General features: G+C 72.2%; 16 protein-coding genes and 1 pseudogene. 8 read left to right on the top strand and 9 right to left on the bottom strand.

Translation table 11 applies throughout. The features are described 5' to 3' along the window. Window positions 1-272: 272 nt before the first annotated feature. From GWK61_RS41040 to GWK61_RS41055, 4 genes are all read right to left on the bottom strand, one after another. Entirely contained in the window at window positions 273-1,400 is a 1,128-nt protein-coding gene (locus GWK61_RS41040; RefSeq protein ID WP_194917134.1) for a Gfo/Idh/MocA family protein, read from the bottom strand. After that, entirely contained in the window at window positions 1,397-2,152 is a 756-nt protein-coding gene (locus tag GWK61_RS41045; RefSeq protein WP_194917135.1) for a sugar phosphate isomerase/epimerase family protein, read from the bottom strand. The genes GWK61_RS41040 and GWK61_RS41045 overlap by 4 nt, the downstream gene beginning before the upstream one ends. Window positions 2,153-2,245: 93 nt before the next feature. Beyond that, window positions 2,246-3,166: a sugar phosphate isomerase/epimerase family protein gene (locus GWK61_RS41050; RefSeq protein ID WP_194917136.1), complete on the bottom strand. Its 921-nt coding sequence runs from the start codon at window positions 3,164-3,166 to the stop codon at window positions 2,246-2,248. A 2-nt stretch (window positions 3,167-3,168) separates the two neighbouring features. Then, window positions 3,169-4,338, bottom strand: coding sequence for a Gfo/Idh/MocA family protein (locus GWK61_RS41055; RefSeq protein ID WP_194917137.1), 1,170 nt, complete (start codon window positions 4,336-4,338; stop codon window positions 3,169-3,171). A 174-nt stretch (window positions 4,339-4,512) separates the two neighbouring features. Between GWK61_RS41055 and GWK61_RS41060 the strand changes: the two genes are divergently transcribed. Next, window positions 4,513-5,691 (top strand): ROK family protein, encoded by a 1,179-nt coding sequence (locus GWK61_RS41060; RefSeq protein ID WP_194917138.1) that lies wholly within the window; start codon window positions 4,513-4,515, stop codon window positions 5,689-5,691. 79 nt (window positions 5,692-5,770) lie between these two features. Here the strand turns inward: GWK61_RS41060 and GWK61_RS41065 are convergent, their stop codons facing one another. After that, window positions 5,771-6,802, bottom strand: coding sequence for a LacI family DNA-binding transcriptional regulator (locus GWK61_RS41065; protein WP_194917139.1), 1,032 nt, complete (start codon window positions 6,800-6,802; stop codon window positions 5,771-5,773). Window positions 6,803-6,843: 41 nt separating this feature from the next. Next, a complete protein-coding gene (locus tag GWK61_RS41070) occupies window positions 6,844-7,233 on the bottom strand; it encodes a VOC family protein (protein ID WP_194917140.1) in 390 nt (129 codons plus the stop codon). On the opposite strand from GWK61_RS41070, the gene GWK61_RS41075 reads away from it, so the two are divergent. The 4 genes from GWK61_RS41075 (at window position 7,232) to GWK61_RS41090 (ending at window position 11,122) form a co-directional block, all read left to right on the top strand. Further along, on the top strand, window positions 7,232-7,540 hold the full coding sequence (locus tag GWK61_RS41075; protein ID WP_194917141.1) for a hypothetical protein: 309 nt from the start codon (window positions 7,232-7,234) through the stop codon (window positions 7,538-7,540). The genes GWK61_RS41070 and GWK61_RS41075 overlap by 2 nt on opposite strands. Next, a complete protein-coding gene (locus GWK61_RS41080; RefSeq protein WP_194917142.1) occupies window positions 7,504-8,655 on the top strand; it encodes a M24 family metallopeptidase in 1,152 nt (383 codons plus the stop codon). The genes GWK61_RS41075 and GWK61_RS41080 overlap by 37 nt, the downstream gene beginning before the upstream one ends. Beyond that, complete coding sequence (locus GWK61_RS41085) at window positions 8,655-9,815, top strand: acyl-CoA dehydrogenase family protein (protein WP_194917143.1); 1,161 nt, start codon at window positions 8,655-8,657, stop codon at window positions 9,813-9,815. Before GWK61_RS41080 ends, GWK61_RS41085 begins: the two co-directional genes overlap by 1 nt. Window positions 9,816-10,021: 206 nt before the next feature. Next, the gene (locus tag GWK61_RS41090; RefSeq protein WP_194917144.1) at window positions 10,022-11,122 is read left to right on the top strand and encodes a hypothetical protein; all 1,101 of its coding nucleotides are present in this window, start codon (window positions 10,022-10,024) and stop codon (window positions 11,120-11,122) included. Window positions 11,123-12,193: 1,071 nt separating this feature from the next. Here the strand turns inward: GWK61_RS41090 and GWK61_RS41095 are convergent. Further along, window positions 12,194-13,183, bottom strand: a complete 990-nt coding sequence (locus tag GWK61_RS41095; RefSeq protein ID WP_194917145.1) for a tyrosine-type recombinase/integrase — start codon at window positions 13,181-13,183, stop codon at window positions 12,194-12,196. 275 nt (window positions 13,184-13,458) lie between these two features. Between GWK61_RS41095 and GWK61_RS41100 the strand changes: the two are divergent. After that, a pseudogene (locus GWK61_RS41100) lies at window positions 13,459-13,902 on the top strand (HAD domain-containing protein); the annotation flags it as partial. 137 nt (window positions 13,903-14,039) lie between these two features. Here GWK61_RS41100 and GWK61_RS41105 read toward each other — a convergent pair. Together GWK61_RS41105 and GWK61_RS41110 are read right to left on the bottom strand one after the other, a co-directional pair. Beyond that, window positions 14,040-14,990, bottom strand: a complete 951-nt coding sequence (locus GWK61_RS41105) for a MerR family transcriptional regulator (protein ID WP_194917146.1) — start codon at window positions 14,988-14,990, stop codon at window positions 14,040-14,042. A 33-nt stretch (window positions 14,991-15,023) separates the two neighbouring features. Continuing rightward, window positions 15,024-15,944, bottom strand: coding sequence for an aminoglycoside phosphotransferase family protein (locus GWK61_RS41110; protein ID WP_194917147.1), 921 nt, complete (start codon window positions 15,942-15,944; stop codon window positions 15,024-15,026). 56 nt (window positions 15,945-16,000) lie between these two features. Between GWK61_RS41110 and GWK61_RS60100 the strand changes: the two genes are divergently transcribed. Then, entirely contained in the window at window positions 16,001-16,450 is a 450-nt protein-coding gene (locus tag GWK61_RS60100; protein ID WP_194917148.1) for an Lrp/AsnC family transcriptional regulator, read from the top strand. Window positions 16,451-16,519: 69 nt separating this feature from the next. Continuing rightward, the gene (locus GWK61_RS41120; RefSeq protein WP_194917149.1) at window positions 16,520-18,181 is read left to right on the top strand and encodes an amidohydrolase; all 1,662 of its coding nucleotides are present in this window, start codon (window positions 16,520-16,522) and stop codon (window positions 18,179-18,181) included. The last annotated feature ends 112 nt before the right edge of the window (window positions 18,182-18,293 follow it).

Genomic DNA, 18,293 nt, shown 5'->3' on the forward strand with positions numbered 1-18,293 from the left:
CATCCCGCGGATCCGGCTGCGGGTGGTGACGGGCGGGATTCGGTAGCAGGCGGGGTTCGGCTGGCCTGGCATTCTGTTAGGCATAATCGCCCCTTATATGCATGTATACCGGGCGCCGCCGACAAGTCGGCCGCCCGCGAGCATGCACATGCTGCCTACAACTCGGCCAGCCGCGAGCGTGCGCATGCTGCCGACAACCCAGCCAGCCGCGAGCACGCGCGCCGCCATCGCAGCGAAGCGAGGCGGCGCGCGTCGGGTGCGGGTGTGGGTGCTTAGAGCGTCGCCTCCAGCGGATCCCAAGCCTCCGGCAGCGTTTCCAGCTTCTCCGTCCACGCTGGCACGTCCTCGAACGCCGCGCTCTGCGCCGAGGTCGCGATTGCCGCCATTATGTCCAGCACATGCAGTGCCAGCTCCCCGGATGCCCGGTGCGCCGTGCCGGTGCGGAGGGCGCGGGCCATGTCCAGGACGCCGATGCCGCGTCCGATCGAGGTGCCGGTGGCGGGGATCTCCTCGGTGTCCTTGGAGCCGCGGCGGCGGAGGTGCAGGCTGCCGTCGAAGTTGTTCGGGTCCGGGAGCAGGAGGGTGGCTTCGGTGCCGGTGAGCTCGATGCTCTGGCGGGGCAGGGGTGAGTCGAAGCTGAGTGTGGTCGTCGCGCCGGCCCCGTCGCGGAACTCCAGCAGGGCCGTGACGTGCGTCGGGACCTCGACCGGGAACACCGTTCCGGCCTTGGGGCCGGAGCCGATCACGCGGGTCTCGCGCGCCTTGTGCCCGGTGGCGGCCACGGTGCGGACCGGGCCGAGCAGCGCCACCAGCGCCGTCAGGTAGTACGGGCCCATGTCGAACAGCGGCCCCGCGCCGTGGGCGAACAGGAACTCCGGGCTCGGGTGCCAGCCCTCGGGCCCCGGGCTCTGGAACGCCGCCGCCGCTGCGACCGGCGTGCCGATCAGGCCGGAGCCCACCGCGCGCAGTGCCGACTGCAGGCCCGCGCCGAGGAACGTGTCCGGGGCGTTGCCGACGCGCACGCCGCGCACCGCCGCCTCGGTCAGCACCTGGCGGGCCGCCGCCGGGTCCAGCGCCAGCGGCTTCTCGCCGTAGACGTGCTTGCCGGCGGCCACCGCGGCCAGGGCCACCTCGGCGTGCGCCGCCGGGATGGTCAGGTTCACGGCCAGCTCGACGTCGGGCAGCGCCAGGATGTCCGCCACCGATCCGGAGATCGGGACGCCGAACTCCTCGGCTGCCGCCGCGGCCCGTGCGACGTCGATGTCGGCGATCGCCACGACGTTCAGGTCCGGGAAGCGGGTCAGGTTGCGCAGATACTGCGAGCTGATGTTGCCGGCGCCGATGACCGCGACGCCGACCGGGCCCGACCGCGCCGAGCCGCCCCCGCTGACCTCGCTCACGCCGCCTCCAGACCGTTCACGTAGGCCAGGCTCGCGGCCAGCGCCTCGAAGATGTCGGTGGCGCACTCGTCGAACTCGATGACGCGCCAGGCGTCCTGCGGCGCGGCGGCCAGGACGGCCGGGACCGGCATCGCGCCGGTGCCGACGGCCACGTTCGGCTCGCCCTTGACGGCCGGGCCGTCCTTGACGTGCAAGGCCACGACGCGGTCGCCGAGGCGCTCCAGTACCGCGGGGGTGTCCGCTCCGCCGACCGTGGACCAGTAGGTGTCGATCTCGAACAGCACCGCCGGGTCGACCAGGTCGACCAGGATCTCCAGGGCGTGCCGGCCGTCGAGGACGGGCTCGAACTCCCAGTAGTGGTTGTGGTAGCCGAAGCGGAGCCCGGCCTCGGCGGCCTTGGCCGCCAGCGCGTTCAGTGTGTCGGCGGCGTGCTTGAGGCCGTCGTGCGTCTTGAAGTCGTCCTCCGGGATGCCGGCCGGCAGGATCGCCAGGTCGGTGCCGATGGTCGCCAGGGCCTCGAACACCGGCGCCGGGTCCGGCTCGCGCAGCAGCGCCATGGCGTGCGCGCCGGAGACGGTCAGGCCCAGGTCGTCGGCCAGGGCTCGGAAGCCCGCCGGGTCGTTCGTCGGGTCGTAGGGCTCGACGGCGGTGAAGCCGATGTCGGCGAGGCGCTTCAGGGTGCTCTCGCGCTGGGTCGAGTCAGTCAGGTGGTCGCGGACGGAGTAGAGCTGCACGCTCGGGTTGCGGGTCATGGCCTGGCCTCGGTTCGAAGAGTTCGAAGTGTTCGGCGGTTAAGCGGTTCAGCGATGGACGGCGGCGTACGCCGCGGGGCGGTGGCGGCCCGGCTATCCGACGATGAGGGGTGACAGCGTGCGGTGGGCGATCCGCAGGCCCTGCTTGACCTTCTCCTCGGTGCCGCCCCACACCGGGTCCTCGTGCTCCACGCTCAGCACGCCGGTGAACCCGCCCTCGTACAGCGCGTCCACCACGCCGCTCCAGTCCACCTGGCCCAGGCCCGGGACGCGGTAGCGCCACCAGCCCTCGTCCCAGGGGTGCTCGCGGCTCAGGGTCTTGCCGAAGAAGCCATACCGGTCGCGCGCCAGCGGGTCCAGCTGCGTGTCCTTGGCCTGCGCGTGCGGGATGCGGTCGACGTAGGGCTTGAGCGCGGTCACCGGGTCGATGCCGATCCACAGCAGGTGCGAGGGGTCGTAGTTCAGGTACAGCCCGAGCGAGAACATCCACTCCCACAGCTCGGGGGAGTAGGCGATGTTGCCCGGGTAGCCGTCGGGGTGCCAGCCCTCCATGACGCAGTTCTCGATGATGATCTTCACGCCGCGCTCGCCGGCGTAGTCGACCAGCCGCGGGAACGTCTGCTCGGCGAGTGCGACGTTCTCCTTCACGCTCAGGCCCGGGTGTCGGCCGATGAAGGTGCCCACGGTCTCCACGCCGAGCAGTGCCGCGGCGTCGATCGCGTGCAGCAGGTGCGCGGCGATCTCCTGCCGGCGCTCCTCGTCCGGGTGGAGGTTGTTCTCGTAGTAGGCCAGCGAGGACAGCGTCAGGCCGTGCTTGGCGAACAGTTCGGTGACCTCGCCGGCCTGCTCGGCGTCGAAGTGCGCGACGTCGATGTGGCTGGCCTCGAACTCCCGGCCGCCGACCTTCGGCCAGACCGCGACCTCCAGGGCGGCGTAATCGTTTTCGGCCGCCCAGGCGGCGATGTCCGCGAGCGGGACCTGCGGCAGGCAGGCGGTGAGAAAGCCGAGCTTCATCGTCAGGACACCTCGATCCAGGAGCGGTGCGCGGCCGAGGCCAGGACCGCGTCGGTGATGTGGGCGGTGCGGGCGGCGTCGGCGAAGGTCGGGAACGCCGGGACGGCCTGTGTGTCGGACTGGGCAACCTTGGCAAAAGCCCGTGGATCCCGGATCGCGGCGTAGACGTCCGCGGTGAAGGCCGCGAAGCAGTCGCGGTAGCCCCAGGGGTGGCCGGCGGGGACCGCGTTGATCCGGTTCGCCGGCTCCGACAGCGCGTCGCGGCGGACGATCTCGGTGCGGTCCCGGCCGCCGAGGAGCAGGGACTCGGGGTCCTCGCCGTCGTAGGACACGCTGCGCTCGGCGCCGTCGATCTCGAACCAGAGCCGGTTCTTGCGGCCCGGCGAGACCTGGGAGACGACCAGGGCGCCGGTGGCGCCGAGGTCGGTGCGGAACAGGACCTGGACGGCGTCTTCGGTGGTGACGGCGATCCGCTCCGTTTCCGCCGATTCCGGCGGGCTTTCGTCTCCGGATCCGGTGAAAGTCTCGCGGCCGGCCGCCGAACGCTGTGGGAGTACCGTCTGGGTGGCGGCCGTCAGCTCGCTGATCCGGTGCCCGCTGATCCATTCGACCAGGTCGCACCAGTGCGAACCGATGTCGGCGAACGCCCGGGAGGCCCCGCCGACGGCCGGGTCCACGCGCCAGTTGTTGTCCTCCGGGCGGGCCAGCCAGTCCTGGAGGTAGTGGCCGTGGATGAGGCGGATCGGGCCGAGTTCGTCGCGCCGGACCCGCTCGCGGGCCTCCACGGTCATCGGGTGGTAGCGGTAGACCAGCGGGACGGCGTTCACCAGTCCGGCGCTCGCGGCCAGCTCGACCAGGGCGTCGGAGTCCGCGCCGGTCAGCGACAGCGGCTTCTCGCAGACCACGTGCTTGCCGGCCGACAGCGCCGCGCGGACCAGGGGGCCGTGCAGGGCGTTCGGGGTGCAGACGTGAAGCACGTCGATCTCGTCGGACACCGCCAGTTCCTCGGCGGAGTCGAAGGCGCGGCCCGCTCCCACTCTGGGGGCCGCCGCCTTCGACCGCTCCGGCGTCGAGGCGGCGACGCCGACCACGGAGGCCCCGGCGCGGCGGATCGCGTCGGCGTGGACCGCCGCGACCATCCCCGCTCCGGCAATGCCCGCCCGTACCGTCATCTGCCCTCCCCAGCGCCGTTTTCCCGCCCCGATCAATAACAGGGCCGACCCTCACCGGCCCCGCGATCGACGATATGGCCGCTCTTTACGACTGACAAGAGTCATCATTAGGCTTAGTTCTGTCATAAAGAAGCGGTCGGGGATCATGAGCCGGCGGCGGTCGGGAGGGGTCTGATGAACAGTGCGGCCAGGCGGCGCATGGCGTCGCTCAGCGAGCTCGCCGGGCTGGTCGCGGACGGTGCGGCGACCACGCGCTCGGCGATCGTCGGGGCCACCGGGCTGTCCCGGGCGGCCATAGCGCAGCGCGTGGATCTGCTCATCGAGCGCGGGCTGTTGGTCGAGACCGAGCCGGCGCCCACCGACCGCGGCCGGCCGCCGCTGGCGCTGGACCTGTCGGACGCGCAGATCGTCGTCGCGGGCTGCGATCTGGGCGCCACGCACAGCCGGCTCGCGGTCGCCACGCTGTCCGGCCGGGTGCTGGCCGAGCGGGCCCGGTCCATCGACATCAACGCCGGGCCCGACGCCGTGCTGGCCGGCGTGCGCGCCGATCTGGAGGAACTGCTCGCGGAGGCCGGGCGTCCGGCGGCGCATCTGCGGGCGGTCGGGATCGGCGTCCCGGGCCCGGTGGAGTTCGCCAGCGGCACGGTGGTACGTCCGCCGATCATGGCCGGCTGGGACGGCTGCCGGGTGCCGGCCTTCTTCGAAGGCCGCTACGCCGCGCCGGTGCTGGTCGACAACGACGTCAACGCGATGGCCCTCGGCGAGTACACGCACCGCCAGGCCAGCCGGCACCTGCTGTATGTGAAGGTCGGCACCGGGATCGGCTGCGGCATCGTCTCCGACGGCGTCCTGCACCGCGGCGCGTCCGGCGCGGCCGGCGACATCGGCCACATCCAGCTGCCGGCGCACGAGGACGTGCTCTGCCACTGCGGCAACACCGGCTGTGTGGAGGCGGTGGCCTCCGGCGCGGCGATCGCGGCGGCGCTGCGCGCGCAGGGCGCGGACGCGGCGCGGGCCGCCGACGTGGTGCGCCTGGTCTCCGAGGGGCACGCGGCGGCGCGGCGGCAGGTGCGCCTGGCCGGGCAGCGGATCGGGGAGGTGCTGGCCTCGCTGGTGTCGTTCCACAACCCGGACACGATCGTGATCGGCGGGATCCTCGCGCAGCTGCACGAGGACCTGCTCGCCGACGTGCGCGCGGTGATCTACCGGCGCGCGCTGCCGCTGGCGACGCGGAGCCTGGCGATCGAGACGTCGGTGCTGGGGGAGCGCGCCGGGATGCTGGGGGCGGTGCGGTTGGCGGCGCGGCATCTGCTGTCGGCGGAGGGGATGGCCGGGATCATCGGGGAGGTCTGAGCGGCTGGTGTGAGCGGTTGGCGGGATCAGCTTGGGTGATCGGCCTTTGCGATCACCGGTCACGCCGAACCACGCCGGATCACGCCGAAGCCCGCACCACCAAAGCGTTCGGCAGCACCACCGATTCCGGCGCGCGCTCCCCGGCGATCTGCGTCAGCAGTGAGGTGACCATCGCGCGTGCCAGGTCGGGGAGGGGCTGGTGGATCGTGGTCAGCGGCGGTTCGGTGAGCTCGGCGACGTCCAGGTCGTCATAGCCGACCAGCGCCACGTCCTCCGGGACCCGCCGGCCGGCCGCGCGCAGGGCTCGCAGGGCGCCGGCGGCCATCAGGTCGCTGGCTGCGAACACGCCGTCGAGGTCCGGTTCGCGCCGCAGCAGCTCCGTCATCGCGGCCTCGCCGGAGGCCATGCTGAAGTCGCCGTGGGCGACGATGCCGGGGCCGCCGTCCAGCGCCTCGACGTAGCCCAGCAGGCGGTCCACGCCCGCGCACATGTCGGCGGGGCCGGCGATGGTGGCGATCTTCGTGCGGCCGAGGGCGCGCAGGTGCGTGGTGGCCTGGCGGGCGCCGTCGACGCTGTCGGAGTCCACGTGCGGGATCGGCAGGGGGCTCATCGGCCGGCCCATCAGGACCACCGGGAGCGACGCCTGCGACAGCTCCTTCAGCAGCGGCTCGTCACCGTGCAGGGACATCAGCATCACGCCGTCGACGTGGCCGCCGAGCAGGTAGCGCGTCAGCCGGCGGCGGGCCGAGTCGGCCGGGACCATCATCAGGACCAGGTGCAGGTCGGTCTCGGCCAGCGCCTTGCCGATGGCGCGGGTGATGCCGGCCAGCATCGGGTCGCTGAAGAGCCGCGCCTCCGGCTCGCTGACCACCAGGGCCACCGAGCCGGTGCGGCGGGTGACCAGGGAGCGCGCGGCGCGGTTGGGGGAGTAGCCGAGCTCGGCGATGGCCGCCTCCACGGCGGCGCGGATCTCCGGGGAGACCCGCGTGCCGCCGTTGACCACCCGGGACACTGTCGCGCGGGACACCCCGGCGGCGGCCGCGACGGTCTCCAGCGTCGGCGAGCCCGTGCTTCTGCCGCCGCCTCCGCCCCCGGCGCTCCCCGCGCTCACACACCGCTCCCGTTGTTCTCGACGCTCCGTGAACTCGGATCCTAGAGCAGCGCGAACAGATCCACGCCGCTGCCGTCCGGATCGATGACCGACGCATAACGCTGACCCCACGGCGCGTCCCACGGCCCGCGCAGCCCGTGATACCCGGCCTCCATCAGCTCGGCGAACTTGGCGTTCACATCATGCGGGGTCTCGAACTGGAAACACACGGTCGTGCGAGGACTGCCGAACGGCCGGGTCCACGCGGAGGTGAAGGACTTGATGGACTCCTCGGTGTCGAGCAGCAGGCGCAGGCCCTCGCCGAGCGTGGCCTCGGCGTGGCCGTGCGCGGCGTCGGAGTCGGTGAACGTGAGGCCGAAGTGCTCATAGAAGGCGACGGACACGGGCAGGTCTGCGACGACGATGCCGATCGCGGCTGCATTCGCGCTCATGACGCCGACCATAGTCGCGGCATGGGAGGCTGTCGCGGTGGCAAGCGGCATACGGTGGCGATGGAAGGTGCGGCAGCCCGCGCGGTGGATCGGGTTGCCGACGGCGGCGAAGGCGGCGCTGGCGGTGTACGCGGTCGGCTTCCTCGAAGGCGCCGGCTCGCACGTCCAGGACCTCGCAGCCGGCCGCGGCCGCGGCACCGCTGTGGCGTGTGTTACGTCGGCGCGCGCCGTGGGAAGCCACGCCGGACATCTGCTGATTCCTCCGCATCGATGGAACTCCGCGCGGCCACTATCCTGGCCCTCGTGACACACCACACACATGATCTGACCGACCGCCTCGCCCGCGCCCAAAAGGCTGCCGCCGAGTCCGGTATGGACGCCCTCCTGATCAGCCCTGGTGCCGACCTGCGCTACCTGACCGGGTACGAGGCGTTGCCGCTGGAGCGTCTGACCTGCCTGGTCCTGCCCGCGAGCGGCGACCCCCTGATGGTCGTGCCGGCGCTGGAGAAGCCCGCGGCCGAGGCCTCCCCGCTGGGCGGGCTGGGCCTGGACATCCTGGCCTGGGCCGAGACCGACGACCCCTACGCGCTGGTCGCCTCCCGCCTGCCCGCGGGGCTGCGGACCGTCGGCCTGGACAACCACATGTGGGCCGAGAAGGTCCTGAACTTCCGCCGGGTGCTGCCCGGCGCCGAGCAGGCGCTGGCCGGCCAGGTGCTCGGCGACCTGCGGATGCGCAAGACCGCGGCGGAGGTGGAGTCGCTGCGTGCGGCGGCGGCCGCCATCGACGCCGTGCACCGCGGCGTGCCCGGGTGGCTGCGCCCCGGCCGGACCGAGCGCGAGGTGGGCCAGGACATCGCCGACGCGATCCTGGCCGCCGGGCACGCGACCGTCGACTTCGTCATCGTCGGCTCCGGCCCGAACGGCGCCTCCCCGCACCACGAGCTGTCCGACCGCGTGATCCAGGCCGGCGACCAGGTCGTCGTGGACATCGGCGGAGCCATGCCCGACGGCTACTGCTCGGACTCCACCCGCAACTACAGCCTCGGCGCGCCCTCGGCGGAGTACGCCGAGTACTTCGCGGTGCTGCTGGCCGCGCAGACCGCGCAGTGCGAGGCGATCCGCCCCGGCGTCACCGCCGAGGAGCTGGACGCGGTCGGCCGCGACCTGATCACCGCCGCCGGCTACGGCGAGAAGTTCATCCACCGCACCGGCCACGGCATCGGCCTGGAGACGCACGAGGAGCCGTACATCGTCGCGGGCTCGGCCCGGCCGCTGGAGCCCGGCATGGCGTTCTCCGTCGAGCCCGGCATCTACCTCGCGGGCAAGCACGGCGCGCGCATCGAGGACATCGCGGTGTGCACCGCCGACGGCGGCGAGCGCCTCAACCTGACCACGCGCGAGCTCGTGGTGGTGGACGTCTGATGGTCGCTGTGGAGCGGACTCTCCCCACCGATGAGTCGAGTGCCCTATTTGAGCTGGTTCAGGATCTTTGCGCGAAGGAGCTCGCGCCGCGCGCGGCCGAGTACGAGGCCGCCGAGCGCTTCCCGCGCGAGGTGTTCCGGACCCTCGGCCAGGCCGGCCTGCTGAGCCTGCCGTACGACGAGCAGTACGGCGGCGGCGGTCAGCCGTACGAGGTCTACCTGCAGGTGGTCGAGGAGCTGGCGCGCAACTGGCTCACCATCGGCCTCGGCGTGTCTGTGCACTCCCTGGCCTGCTACGGCCTGGCGAACTACGGGACCGAGGAGCAGAAGGAGAAGTGGCTGCCGGGCATGCTCGGCGGCGACCAGCTCGGCGCGTACTGCCTGTCCGAGCCGCAGTCCGGGTCCGACGCCGCGGCGCTGACGACTCGTGCGGTGCGGGACAGAGATGACAGCGGCGAGGCCTATAGCGTCACCGGTACCAAAGCCTGGATCACGCACTCCGGCCACGCCGACTTCTACACCCTGATGGTGCGCACCTCCGACGACGGGGCCAAGGGTGTCAGCGCCCTGCTGGCCGAGGCCGGGACGCCGGGGATGTCCTTCGGCAAGCCCGAGAACAAGATGGGCATGCGGGGCTCGGTGACTGCGCAGGTCCTGCTGGACGGTGCGCGGGTGCCGGCCGAGCGGTTGATCGGCGTGGAGGGCCAGGGCTTCGCCATCGCGCTGTCGGCGCTGGAGGCCGGGCGGCTGGGGATCGCGGCGTGCGCGGTCGGCCTGGCGCAGGCGGCGCTGGACGCGGCGGTGGAGTACGCCAAGTCGCGGCAGCAGTTCGGGCATCCGATCGCCGACTTCCAGGGTGTCGGGTTCATGCTCGCCGACATGGCCACCTCGGTGGCGGTCGGGCGCGCGGCGTACCTGACGGCGGCGCGGCGGCGGGACGCGGGGCTGCCGTACGGGACCGAGGCGGCGATGGCGAAGCTGTTCTGCACCGACATGGCGATGAAGGTGACCACTGACGCCGTGCAGGTCTTCGGGGGTTACGGTTACACTGCGGACTTCCCGGTCGAGCGGTATATGCGCGAGGCGAAGGTGTTGCAGATCGTCGAGGGAACCAATCAGGTGCAGCGCCTCGTTATCAGTAGGACGCTGACGCGGGCCTGACGACAGGGCTGATGACCGCCCCGATGACCGCCCCGATGGCAGGGCTGATGACAGGCCTGATGACAGGCACCGTACAAGGGAATACGTAAAAAGGCGGGCCCCGAGGAATATCCCGCCATTCCCAGACCGGGACGAATCGGGGCCAACTGACATCCGGTCGCCGATCGTCTTATCAGTACATCGGCGGACCATGTACCGTGCTGCCCATGACGCAGCAGCCGAATCAGAACTACCCCCAGCCCGGGGGATGGGGACAGCAGCAGCCCGCGCAGCAACCGGGTGGCTGGGGACAGCAGCAGCCGGCCCAGCAGGGCGGGCAATGGGGGGGCGCTCAGCAGCCCCAGTACGGGCAGGCGCAGCCGGCCCAGCAGCAGTACGGCGCCGGCGCCGCATACAGCGGCGGCACCACGAGCGGTGGCGGCACGACCTGGGGCAAGATCTGGGGCTTCTACGCGGCCGGCGGCCTGGCCGTGGTCGCGGCCGTCGGCGTGTTCCTGGCGTGGGCCAGCATCAAGCTCACGCCTCCGGCGTCGGAGGCGGCGGCGCTCGGCGGCAAGTCCATCACCATCACGATCAACGCCATCGCCAAGGGCTCGAGCTCGGCGGGCAACAGCGGCACCGCCAAGGACATCACCGCGATCTGGGGCTGGCTCCTGCTGGTCACCGCGGTCGTGGCGGTCGTCGGCGTGGTGTTGGTGGTCGTGATGAAGACGGCGATCGCCGGCTGGGTGACCGTCGGCGGCTCCGGCGGCGCGCTGCTGTTCGCCGTCATCGCTGCGATCTACTTCAACGGCAAGGTCAGCGACGCCAAGAAGGCCTACACCGGCCCGGACGCCGGCCTGCCGGCCGGCACCAAGTACGAGATCGGCCTGGGCATCGGCGCCTACCTGGCGCTGGGCGCCGCGCTGATCGCGGTGGTGCTGGCGGTGCTGGCGCAGCTGTCGATCAACTCCGGCGGCGCCGCGGCCTCCGCCACGCCGGCCTACAACCAGCAGGCGTACCAGCAGCCGGGCCAGCAGGGCTACCAGCAGCCGGCCGGCTACGCGCAGCCGGGCCAGCAGGGCTACCAGGCGCCGCAGCCGGGCCAGCAGGCGCAGCAGCCCCAGCAGGGCGGCTGGGGCCAGCCGCAGCCGGGCCAGCAGGCACCGCAGCCGGGGCAGCAGCCGGGGCAGCAGCAGTGGGGCAACCCGCAGCCGCCGCAGCAGGGCCAGCAGCAGTGGGGCGGCTACGACCCGGCGGCCAACCAGCCGACGCAGGCTGTGCAGCCCGGCTACATGCCCGGCCAGCAGCCGCCTCCGCAGCAGTAACCACGCCAGCGCACGGGGTACCTTCAGCAGCGGCTGCTGAATCCTGCGTTTAGCACAAGCACATAGGGGAGCGGCGGTCCGTGGAGTCTTCCACGGGCCGCCGCATTTTTGGCGCTTGGCTTTATGTGTGGGTGCTGGTGTCGGGTGGGTGTGGCGGGTTCGGCTTTGTTTGTGGGTTTTAAGGGCTTTTTACGGCTTCGCGCATGGTTTGATGGCCTCGCAGGGGGGCGCAGTTCGGTGGTGCCACGCGGCTGGCGTTGGCGGCCGCCGGTGAGTCTGTGCACGACCGCGCGGCGGTTCGAGTCACTGCGCACGCGTCGTGTAGGCGGGTGTCTGCCGCGTGTGGTGGGTGCCTGAGGTCAAAGACAGGGCCTCCGGCGGCGCCTGCGCGGCGAGCGGCCTCGCTCCGGGGAGTGGGGGCCGCGTAGTCAGGTGGCGGACGCTGCTTGTGGTCGCGTTCGTCACGGGTTCCCCGTCGCGTCGTCGCCTGACGGAAGCAGACCGGCCAGCCGGTATCAAGCCGCATCACACCTGCTGACCTGGCGAAACGCCCGGCCTGACACCGGCTGTCCGGTCAGCTTGGCTGCGCCCGCCGACGCGACGGGGAACCCGGGACAACCCCACCTGTGGGATCGGTTCCCCGCACCACCTGCTCGATCGCGCACCGCCGCCTGTGCGCCCGGGTGGACCCTGTCCACACCACAGGCCGGGACATAGGCGACCACAAGCAGCGTCCGCCGCCTGGCTACGCGACCCCCATCCCTCCGAGCCGAGGCCCCCGCCGGAGGCGCCTGCTCTTGATCTCAGGCACCCACCACACGCGGCAGACAGCCGCCTACACGACGTGTGCGCAGTGACTCGAACCGCCGCGCGGTCGTGCACAGACTCACCGGCGGCCGCCAGCGCGACCCGCTCCGCACCACCGAACTGCGTCCCCCAGCGAGGTCATCAAACCCTGCGCGAAGCCGTAAAAAGCCCTTAAAACCCACAAATCAACCGCACCCACCATACCCGCCGCACCCCAGCCACCCACACATCCGCCCAGCGCCCATTTTTCGTTCCATACCGTCGTCAGCCTTCGATGTTCTCGTCGTGGTCGAGTTCGATGTCATCCTCGCGCCGCCGCCGCCGGCGGTCGGTCACGGCGCGGCGCAGCTGCTCGAAGCGCACCGGCAGCGGGATCCATCCCGGGGAGCCGGCCAGGTTCATGTTCGCCTCCACGACCGCGCGGGTGTAGGCGCGCTGCATGCCGCGCGGCATGAGCGGCATGCCCGGGGGCCGGCGGATGGCCTCGCCTTCGACGTTGAGGCGGCCGGCGTGGTTGGGCATGACCGAGACCCACAGTGCCTTCGGGCTGCCGTTCAGTGGCTGGACCAGCGTCTCCCGGACCTCGAGCCAGGCTTTGAGGGCGGCGCGGGTGCCGTCGGAGAGCTTGACCGTGTCGTGGACCGCTTCGCTGACCGTGCGGGCCTGGGGGCGGCGGACGACTCGCAGGGTGCTGAGGTCGTCGGCGAGGTCGGCGAGGGTGAGGGCCGCGAGTTCTCCGACCCGGGCGCCGGTGTCGAGTTCCACGCCGATCAGGGCGAACAGCCGGACCCGGGCGGCCGGTGCCCCGGCGGTCTCGGCGCGGCGGGCGAGGTAGTCGCGCAGCTGGGAGCGGGAGGGGCCGTCCACGGTCTCGCGCAGCTCCGGCAGGCCGGGGCGGTCGGCGACGGCGACCAGGATGCCGGCGTGCTCGCCGAGGATCTTCAGGCAGTCGGCGCGGATGCGCATGGAGGCGGTGGTGGCGTGCGCGTCGCCGGCCTTGGCGCGGCGCCGCAGTTCGCCGCGGGCGGCCAGGTCGAGGTAGGCCGTTATCGGGCCGGGCTGGAGCAGGTCGGCGGCGTTGGCGGCGTCCCGGAAGGGGAAGTCCTCGTGGTTGCGGACCAGCGCCAGTTCCCCGGCCACCCAGCGCAGCTGGCGGGCGCGGGACTTGCTGACCTCGCGCTCGGTGATGACGCGCTCGGTCCAGGCCTCGATCGAGGCGGCGGCCGCCGGGCTCGCTTGCGGCTTCTGCGGCACGGCAGTGATCCTCTCGGGGGTTCGGTGATCCGATGGTCCGGTCCGGTGATTCGATGACTCGGTGATTGGACAGATAACTGGCCCCTAGCCTGCCACACCGTGCGACCCGATGGAGGCGAGACCCACCGTAGAGCAGGGGTCTGACAGGTACCGGACACACCCGAGTGACTGCCGGGGCGCACGTGAGGCGCCGACGCCTGGCGCAGGCGGGCGGACGGTGGCGTGATCCGCCGCTTCGACTGGCATTCTGAGGACACTGACATACCGTGGTCGGTATGAGCGCGCCGCTGCTGTTCCTGGACGTCGACGGGGTCGTGCTGCCCTTCGGCGCGGAACTGGACGATATCGGGGTCGATCTCGGGGTGCGGCTGGCCGCGCTCCCCGGGGAACTGGTCTGGGCCACCGCGTGGGAACACGGGGCGAACGAGGAGATCGCGCCCCGCCTGGGGCTGCCGCAGCTGCCGGTGGTGGAGTGGCAGGCCACGACGCGGGCTGAGGACGCCGTGGACATGCGCTTCAACCTGCACTGGAAGACGCGGCAGATCGTGCAGTGGGCCGGCGGGCGCGACTTCGCGTGGGCCGACGACGAGGTCACGGCCGCCGACCGGGAGTGGGTCGCGGACAACCACCCGGGGCGCGCGCTGGTGCACCACGTGCGGGCGCTGCTGGGGCTGACCGGCGTGGACTTCGACGTGCTGGGGCGGTGGCTGCGGACGGTGCGGGACGGGGAGCCGGGGCGCAGTGGGGATCCTGAGCAGAGCGGCGATTCCGAGCAGCATGGTGATCCGGAGCAAAGCGGCGATTCCGATGACCGCCGCCCTGCCGCGTCCTGAAAGTCGCGTTCCGAGAGGAGCGCCTACTCCCCGGAGCGCCCCATCCGCACCCGCAGAGCCCGCAGGAACCAGTCGAACACCGGCCCCAGCGCCTCCGGCTCCGGCCACCGGTTGACGGCCGCCAGCAGCCTCCAGTAGCGCTCCACCCGCGGGTCGGCGGCGACCTCCAGCCGCCGCCACAGCCACTCACGCAGCGCCGGGTCGTCGGGCTTGCCGAAGGTGGCGGCGTACTGCGCCGCCAGCCCGGCGATGACGGGATCGGCGGCCGGGGACTCCGGCTCGATCCCGTCGGCCACAGCCCGGCCGATGCGCTCGCGCACCAGCACCGTCAGCTCGTGGTGCAGGCCGGTGGTGTCGCCCTCGGCGCGCTCAGCGGCCTGATACTCGGCCATCCGCCGCACGCTCGCGCGGAAGTCCGGGTCCTGCGTCAGCTCGGCCAGCTCGATCCAGGCCTCGACCTGCTCCGGCGTGGCGTCGTCGGGCAGGTCGGGGGTGGCCGCGCGGACCAGCTCGACCAGCTCGGGGTTGGCGTCGACCCCGCCGAAGGTGCTGTCGACGAACTCTTCGATCATGCGCTTTCGTTCGGTGTCGGACATGCGGGCGATTTTGTGCATGAGATCCATCTCCTGGTGTGAAGCACCCCTGGCAGCCACCGCACCCAGCACCGCGCGCCGCAGTCGCAGCGTCCGGATCTGCACGTCCAGCGCCTCGGCGTGCGCGGCGGCGACCTCGGCCAAGGTCGCCTCCCGCGCCAGCACGCGCCGCACGGTCGGCAGGTCGACGCCGAGGTCCCGCAGCGTCCGGACCAGGTCCAGCCGGGCGACGGCGCCGACGTCGTAGACGCGGTAGCCGGCCGGGGTGCGGCCGGTCTCCGGCACGACGCCCGCATCGGCGTAGAACCTGATCGTCTTCACCGGGAGTCCGGTGCGCCGGGCCAGGTCGCCGATGGTGTAGAGGGTGTCGTCCGGGCTCATGCGCCTACCTTCGGGGCTCCAGTAGATGGAGACTCAAGTGTCTTTCAGCAACGCGTCGATGTCGTGCCAGGAGTCTGCGATGATCCGCGGGTTGGTGCCCAGCCGCGTGTAGTACGGCAGCGCCACGAGCGCGATCGACAGGGCCCAGCCGCGTCCGCGCTCCCAGGTGTCGTCGTCCACGCCGAGCGCCGCCCGGAACGCGGCCCGCGCCTCGCCCTCGAACAGGTTCCACGCCGGCAGCAGGTCGACGGCCGGGTCGCCGAGCGACGGCGCGAAGTCGATGACCGCGGCCAGCCGGCCGTCGCGGGCGAGGAGGTTGCCGCCCTGCAGGTCGGCGTGGATCCAGACCGGGTCGCCGGACCAGGCCGGGGTGTCCATGACGCGGTCCCACGCGGCCAGCACCGCCGGGGCGTCGAGCTGCGCACCGAGTTCGTCCAGCTCCGCGACCATGGCGTGCACCGTCTCGTCGCGTCCGGTGATCGGGCTTCCGCGCCGTCCGGCAACCGGAGCCGGTGCGTCGGCCGTGTCGGCGGCGTGCAGAGACTTGAGGAATCCGGCGAGATCTACAGCGGCCGCCACCGGGTCGATCAGACCCTCGGCGAGCTGCTGCCGGGTGGCGGGTTCACCGGCGATCCACGGCAGCACCGACCACGGGTACGGATACTCCTCGCTCGGTTCCCCGACTGCGAGCGCCACCGGCACGGCCAGCGTCACCTGCGCCGCGAGCCGCGGCAGCCACCGCTGTTCCCGCCGCAGCGAGTCCACAGCGCCCTCGATGCGCGGCAGCCGCACACACAGCTCTTCTCCAATGCGGAACATTGCATTGTCCGTGCCAGTCGACTCCACGCGTCGGATCGCCAGATCGGCCCACTGCGGGAACTGTTCCGCCAGCAGACGTCCTACCAGCGTCGCGTCGATGTCGGCTTCGTCCGCATGCATCTTCGGATCGGGCATGATCCGCAGAGTATGCCGTGTAGGCGGCCAGGTGCCGCAGGATTTACGGTAAGCGCGTGGACGATATCGACAAGCACATCGTGGCGGCCCTGGTCGCCGACGGCCGGATGAGCTACACCGACCTCGGCAAGTTGATCGGGTTGTCGACCTCGGCGGTGCACCAGCGGGTGCAGAAGCTGGAGGAGCGCGGGGTGCTGCGGGGGTTCCGGGCCGTGGTGGATCCCGAGGCGCTGGGGCTGAGCCTGACGGCGTTCATCTCCGTGAAGCCGATCGACCCGGCGGCGCCGGACGATGTGCCGGACCGGCTCAAGGGCCTGGAAGAGGTCGAGGACTGCTACAGCGTGGCCGGGGACGAGAACTACATCCTGAAGGTGCGCGTCGGGACGCCCGGGCAGCTGGAGTCGCTGCTGTCCCGGATCCGGACCGCCGCCGAGGTGTCCACGCGGACCACGGTCGTGCTCTCGACGCCGTTCGAGGCGCGGACGCGCGGGACGACATCGGCCTGAGCCTGACCGGCGGGTCCCTCAGCGAGGGCTGGTCCAGGCGCCGCCCAGGCATACGAGACACTGTTCCGCATGACGAACACCGCCCTGCCCGACCCCGACCGTCCGCTCCCGGCGCGCGTGCTGCTGCGCGGTGGCGTCATCCACTCGCCGGAGGAGCCCTTCGCGACGGCGATGCTGGTCGAGGACGGCGCGGTGGCCTGGCTCGGCTCGGACGGCGCCGCCGACGTGGCGCACGCGGACTCCGTCGACGAGGTAGTCGAGCTGCGCGGCGCGCTGGTGACCCCGGCGTTCGTGGACGCCCACGTGCACCTGACCTCCACCGGCCTGAACCTGCTCAGCCTGGACCTGCACGGCGCGGCCTCGCTGCCCGACGCGCTGGACCGCATCGCCAGCTTCGCCCGCAGCCTCCCGGCCGGCGCGATGCTGCGCGGCCAGGGATGGGACGACTCGAAATGGCCCGAGCGGCGCGCGCCGACGCTGGAGGAACTGGATCGTGCAGTGGACGGCCGGCCGGCGTATCTGTCGCGGGTCGACGTGCACAGCGCGCTGGCGTCCTCGGCCCTGCTCGCCGAAGTGCCGCAGGTGCGCGGCGCGATCGGGTTCGACGGGTCGGCGCAGCTGCGGCAGCAGGCACACCACCTGGTCCGCAAGGCCGCGTTCGACCTGATGGACCCCGCAGAGCGCGGCGCGTACCAGGGCGCGGCGCTGCGGCGGGCCGCGGAGCTGGGCATCGGGGCGGTCCACGAGTGCGGCGGCCCGGACATCAGCGGCGAGGCCGACTTCCTGCACGCGCTGGCCGCAGGGCTGGAGCTGCGCGGGCCGGAGGTGTTCGGGTACTGGGGCGAGTTCGGCGCAGTGGAGAAGGCCGCGTTCCTCGGCGCGGTCGGCGCCGGCGGCGACCTGTTCCTGGACGGCGCGATCGGCTCGCACACCGCGTGCCTGAGCCACGCCTACACGGACAAGGACACGCTCGGCGCCGCGTATGCGAGTGCTGAGCAGGTGGCCGAGCACGTGGTGGAGTGCACGCAGGCCGGAACGCAGGCCGGCTTCCACGTGATCGGCGACGCGGCGATGGCCACGCTGCTGGACGGCTTCGACGCGGCGGCCGCGAAGGTCGGGCGTGACGCGCTCTACCGGATTGGGCACCGCGTCGAGCACGCCGAGATGATCCCGGCCGGCGGGATCCAGCGCCTGCTGGACTTCGGGATCGTGGCCAGCGTGCAGCCGGCGTTCGACGCGGCCTGGGGCGGCACCGACGGTATGTATGTGGAGCGGCTGGGCGCCGAGCGCGCCGGCGCGATGAACCCCTTCGCGGAGCTGCAGAAGGCCGGCGTGCCGCTGGCGTTCGGCTCGGACGCGCCGGTGACGCCGCTGGACCCGTGGGGCACGGTGCGCGCCGCGGCGTTCCACCAGACCCCGGAGCAGCGCATCTCGGTGCGCGCGGCGTTCGCGGCGCACACCCGCGGCGGCTGGCGCGCGCTGGGTTCGCGGGCGACGGCGACCGGCGTGCTGCGCGTCGGCGAGCCGGCGACGTACGCGGTGTGGGACGTGGCGCCGGAGGACGTGGTCGTGCAGGCCGCGGACGAGCGGCTGTCGGCGTGGTCCACGGACCCGCGCTCGGGCGTGCCGGGGCTGCCGGACCTGACGCCGGGCCGGCCGCTGCCGACCGCGGCGCGGACGGTGGTGCGGGGGCGGACGGTGTTCGACTCGGGGCGGCTGGGGGAGGAGTAGGGCAGGAGTAAGGGCAGGAGTAGGCGGGGCGGATCCGGCGGGGTGCGGCACGGCTCGGTTGCCGGGGTCCCCCGCGAGTTCGACGCCGTGTTGCTGTCTCTTATACACATCG

The organism is Catenulispora rubra (genome assembly GCF_015356825.1).
Lineage (GTDB): Bacteria > Actinomycetota > Actinomycetes > Streptomycetales > Catenulisporaceae > Catenulispora > Catenulispora rubra.

Bases quoted from the DNA above. Each gene is read 5' to 3' on its own strand.
- GWK61_RS41110 (WP_194917147.1), bottom strand. From the start codon at position 15,944: ATGCCCGATCCGAAGATGCATGCGGACGAAGCCGACATCGACGCGACG.
- GWK61_RS41045 (WP_194917135.1), bottom strand. From the start codon at position 2,152: ATGACCCGCAACCCGAGCGTGCAGCTCTACTCCGTCCGCGACCACCTG.
- GWK61_RS41050 (WP_194917136.1), bottom strand. From the start codon at position 3,166: ATGAAGCTCGGCTTTCTCACCGCCTGCCTGCCGCAGGTCCCGCTCGCG.
- GWK61_RS41075 (WP_194917141.1), top strand. From the start codon at position 7,232: ATGACGCCGACCATAGTCGCGGCATGGGAGGCTGTCGCGGTGGCAAGC.
- GWK61_RS41120 (WP_194917149.1), top strand. From the start codon at position 16,520: ATGACGAACACCGCCCTGCCCGACCCCGACCGTCCGCTCCCGGCGCGC.
- GWK61_RS41090 (WP_194917144.1), top strand. From the start codon at position 10,022: ATGACGCAGCAGCCGAATCAGAACTACCCCCAGCCCGGGGGATGGGGA.
- GWK61_RS41060 (WP_194917138.1), top strand. From the start codon at position 4,513: ATGAACAGTGCGGCCAGGCGGCGCATGGCGTCGCTCAGCGAGCTCGCC.
- GWK61_RS41055 (WP_194917137.1), bottom strand. From the start codon at position 4,338: ATGACGGTACGGGCGGGCATTGCCGGAGCGGGGATGGTCGCGGCGGTC.
- GWK61_RS41085 (WP_194917143.1), top strand. From the start codon at position 8,655: ATGGTCGCTGTGGAGCGGACTCTCCCCACCGATGAGTCGAGTGCCCTA.
- GWK61_RS41070 (WP_194917140.1), bottom strand. From the start codon at position 7,233: ATGAGCGCGAATGCAGCCGCGATCGGCATCGTCGTCGCAGACCTGCCC.
- GWK61_RS41105 (WP_194917146.1), bottom strand. From the start codon at position 14,990: ATGAGCCCGGACGACACCCTCTACACCATCGGCGACCTGGCCCGGCGC.
- GWK61_RS41080 (WP_194917142.1), top strand. From the start codon at position 7,504: ATGGAACTCCGCGCGGCCACTATCCTGGCCCTCGTGACACACCACACA.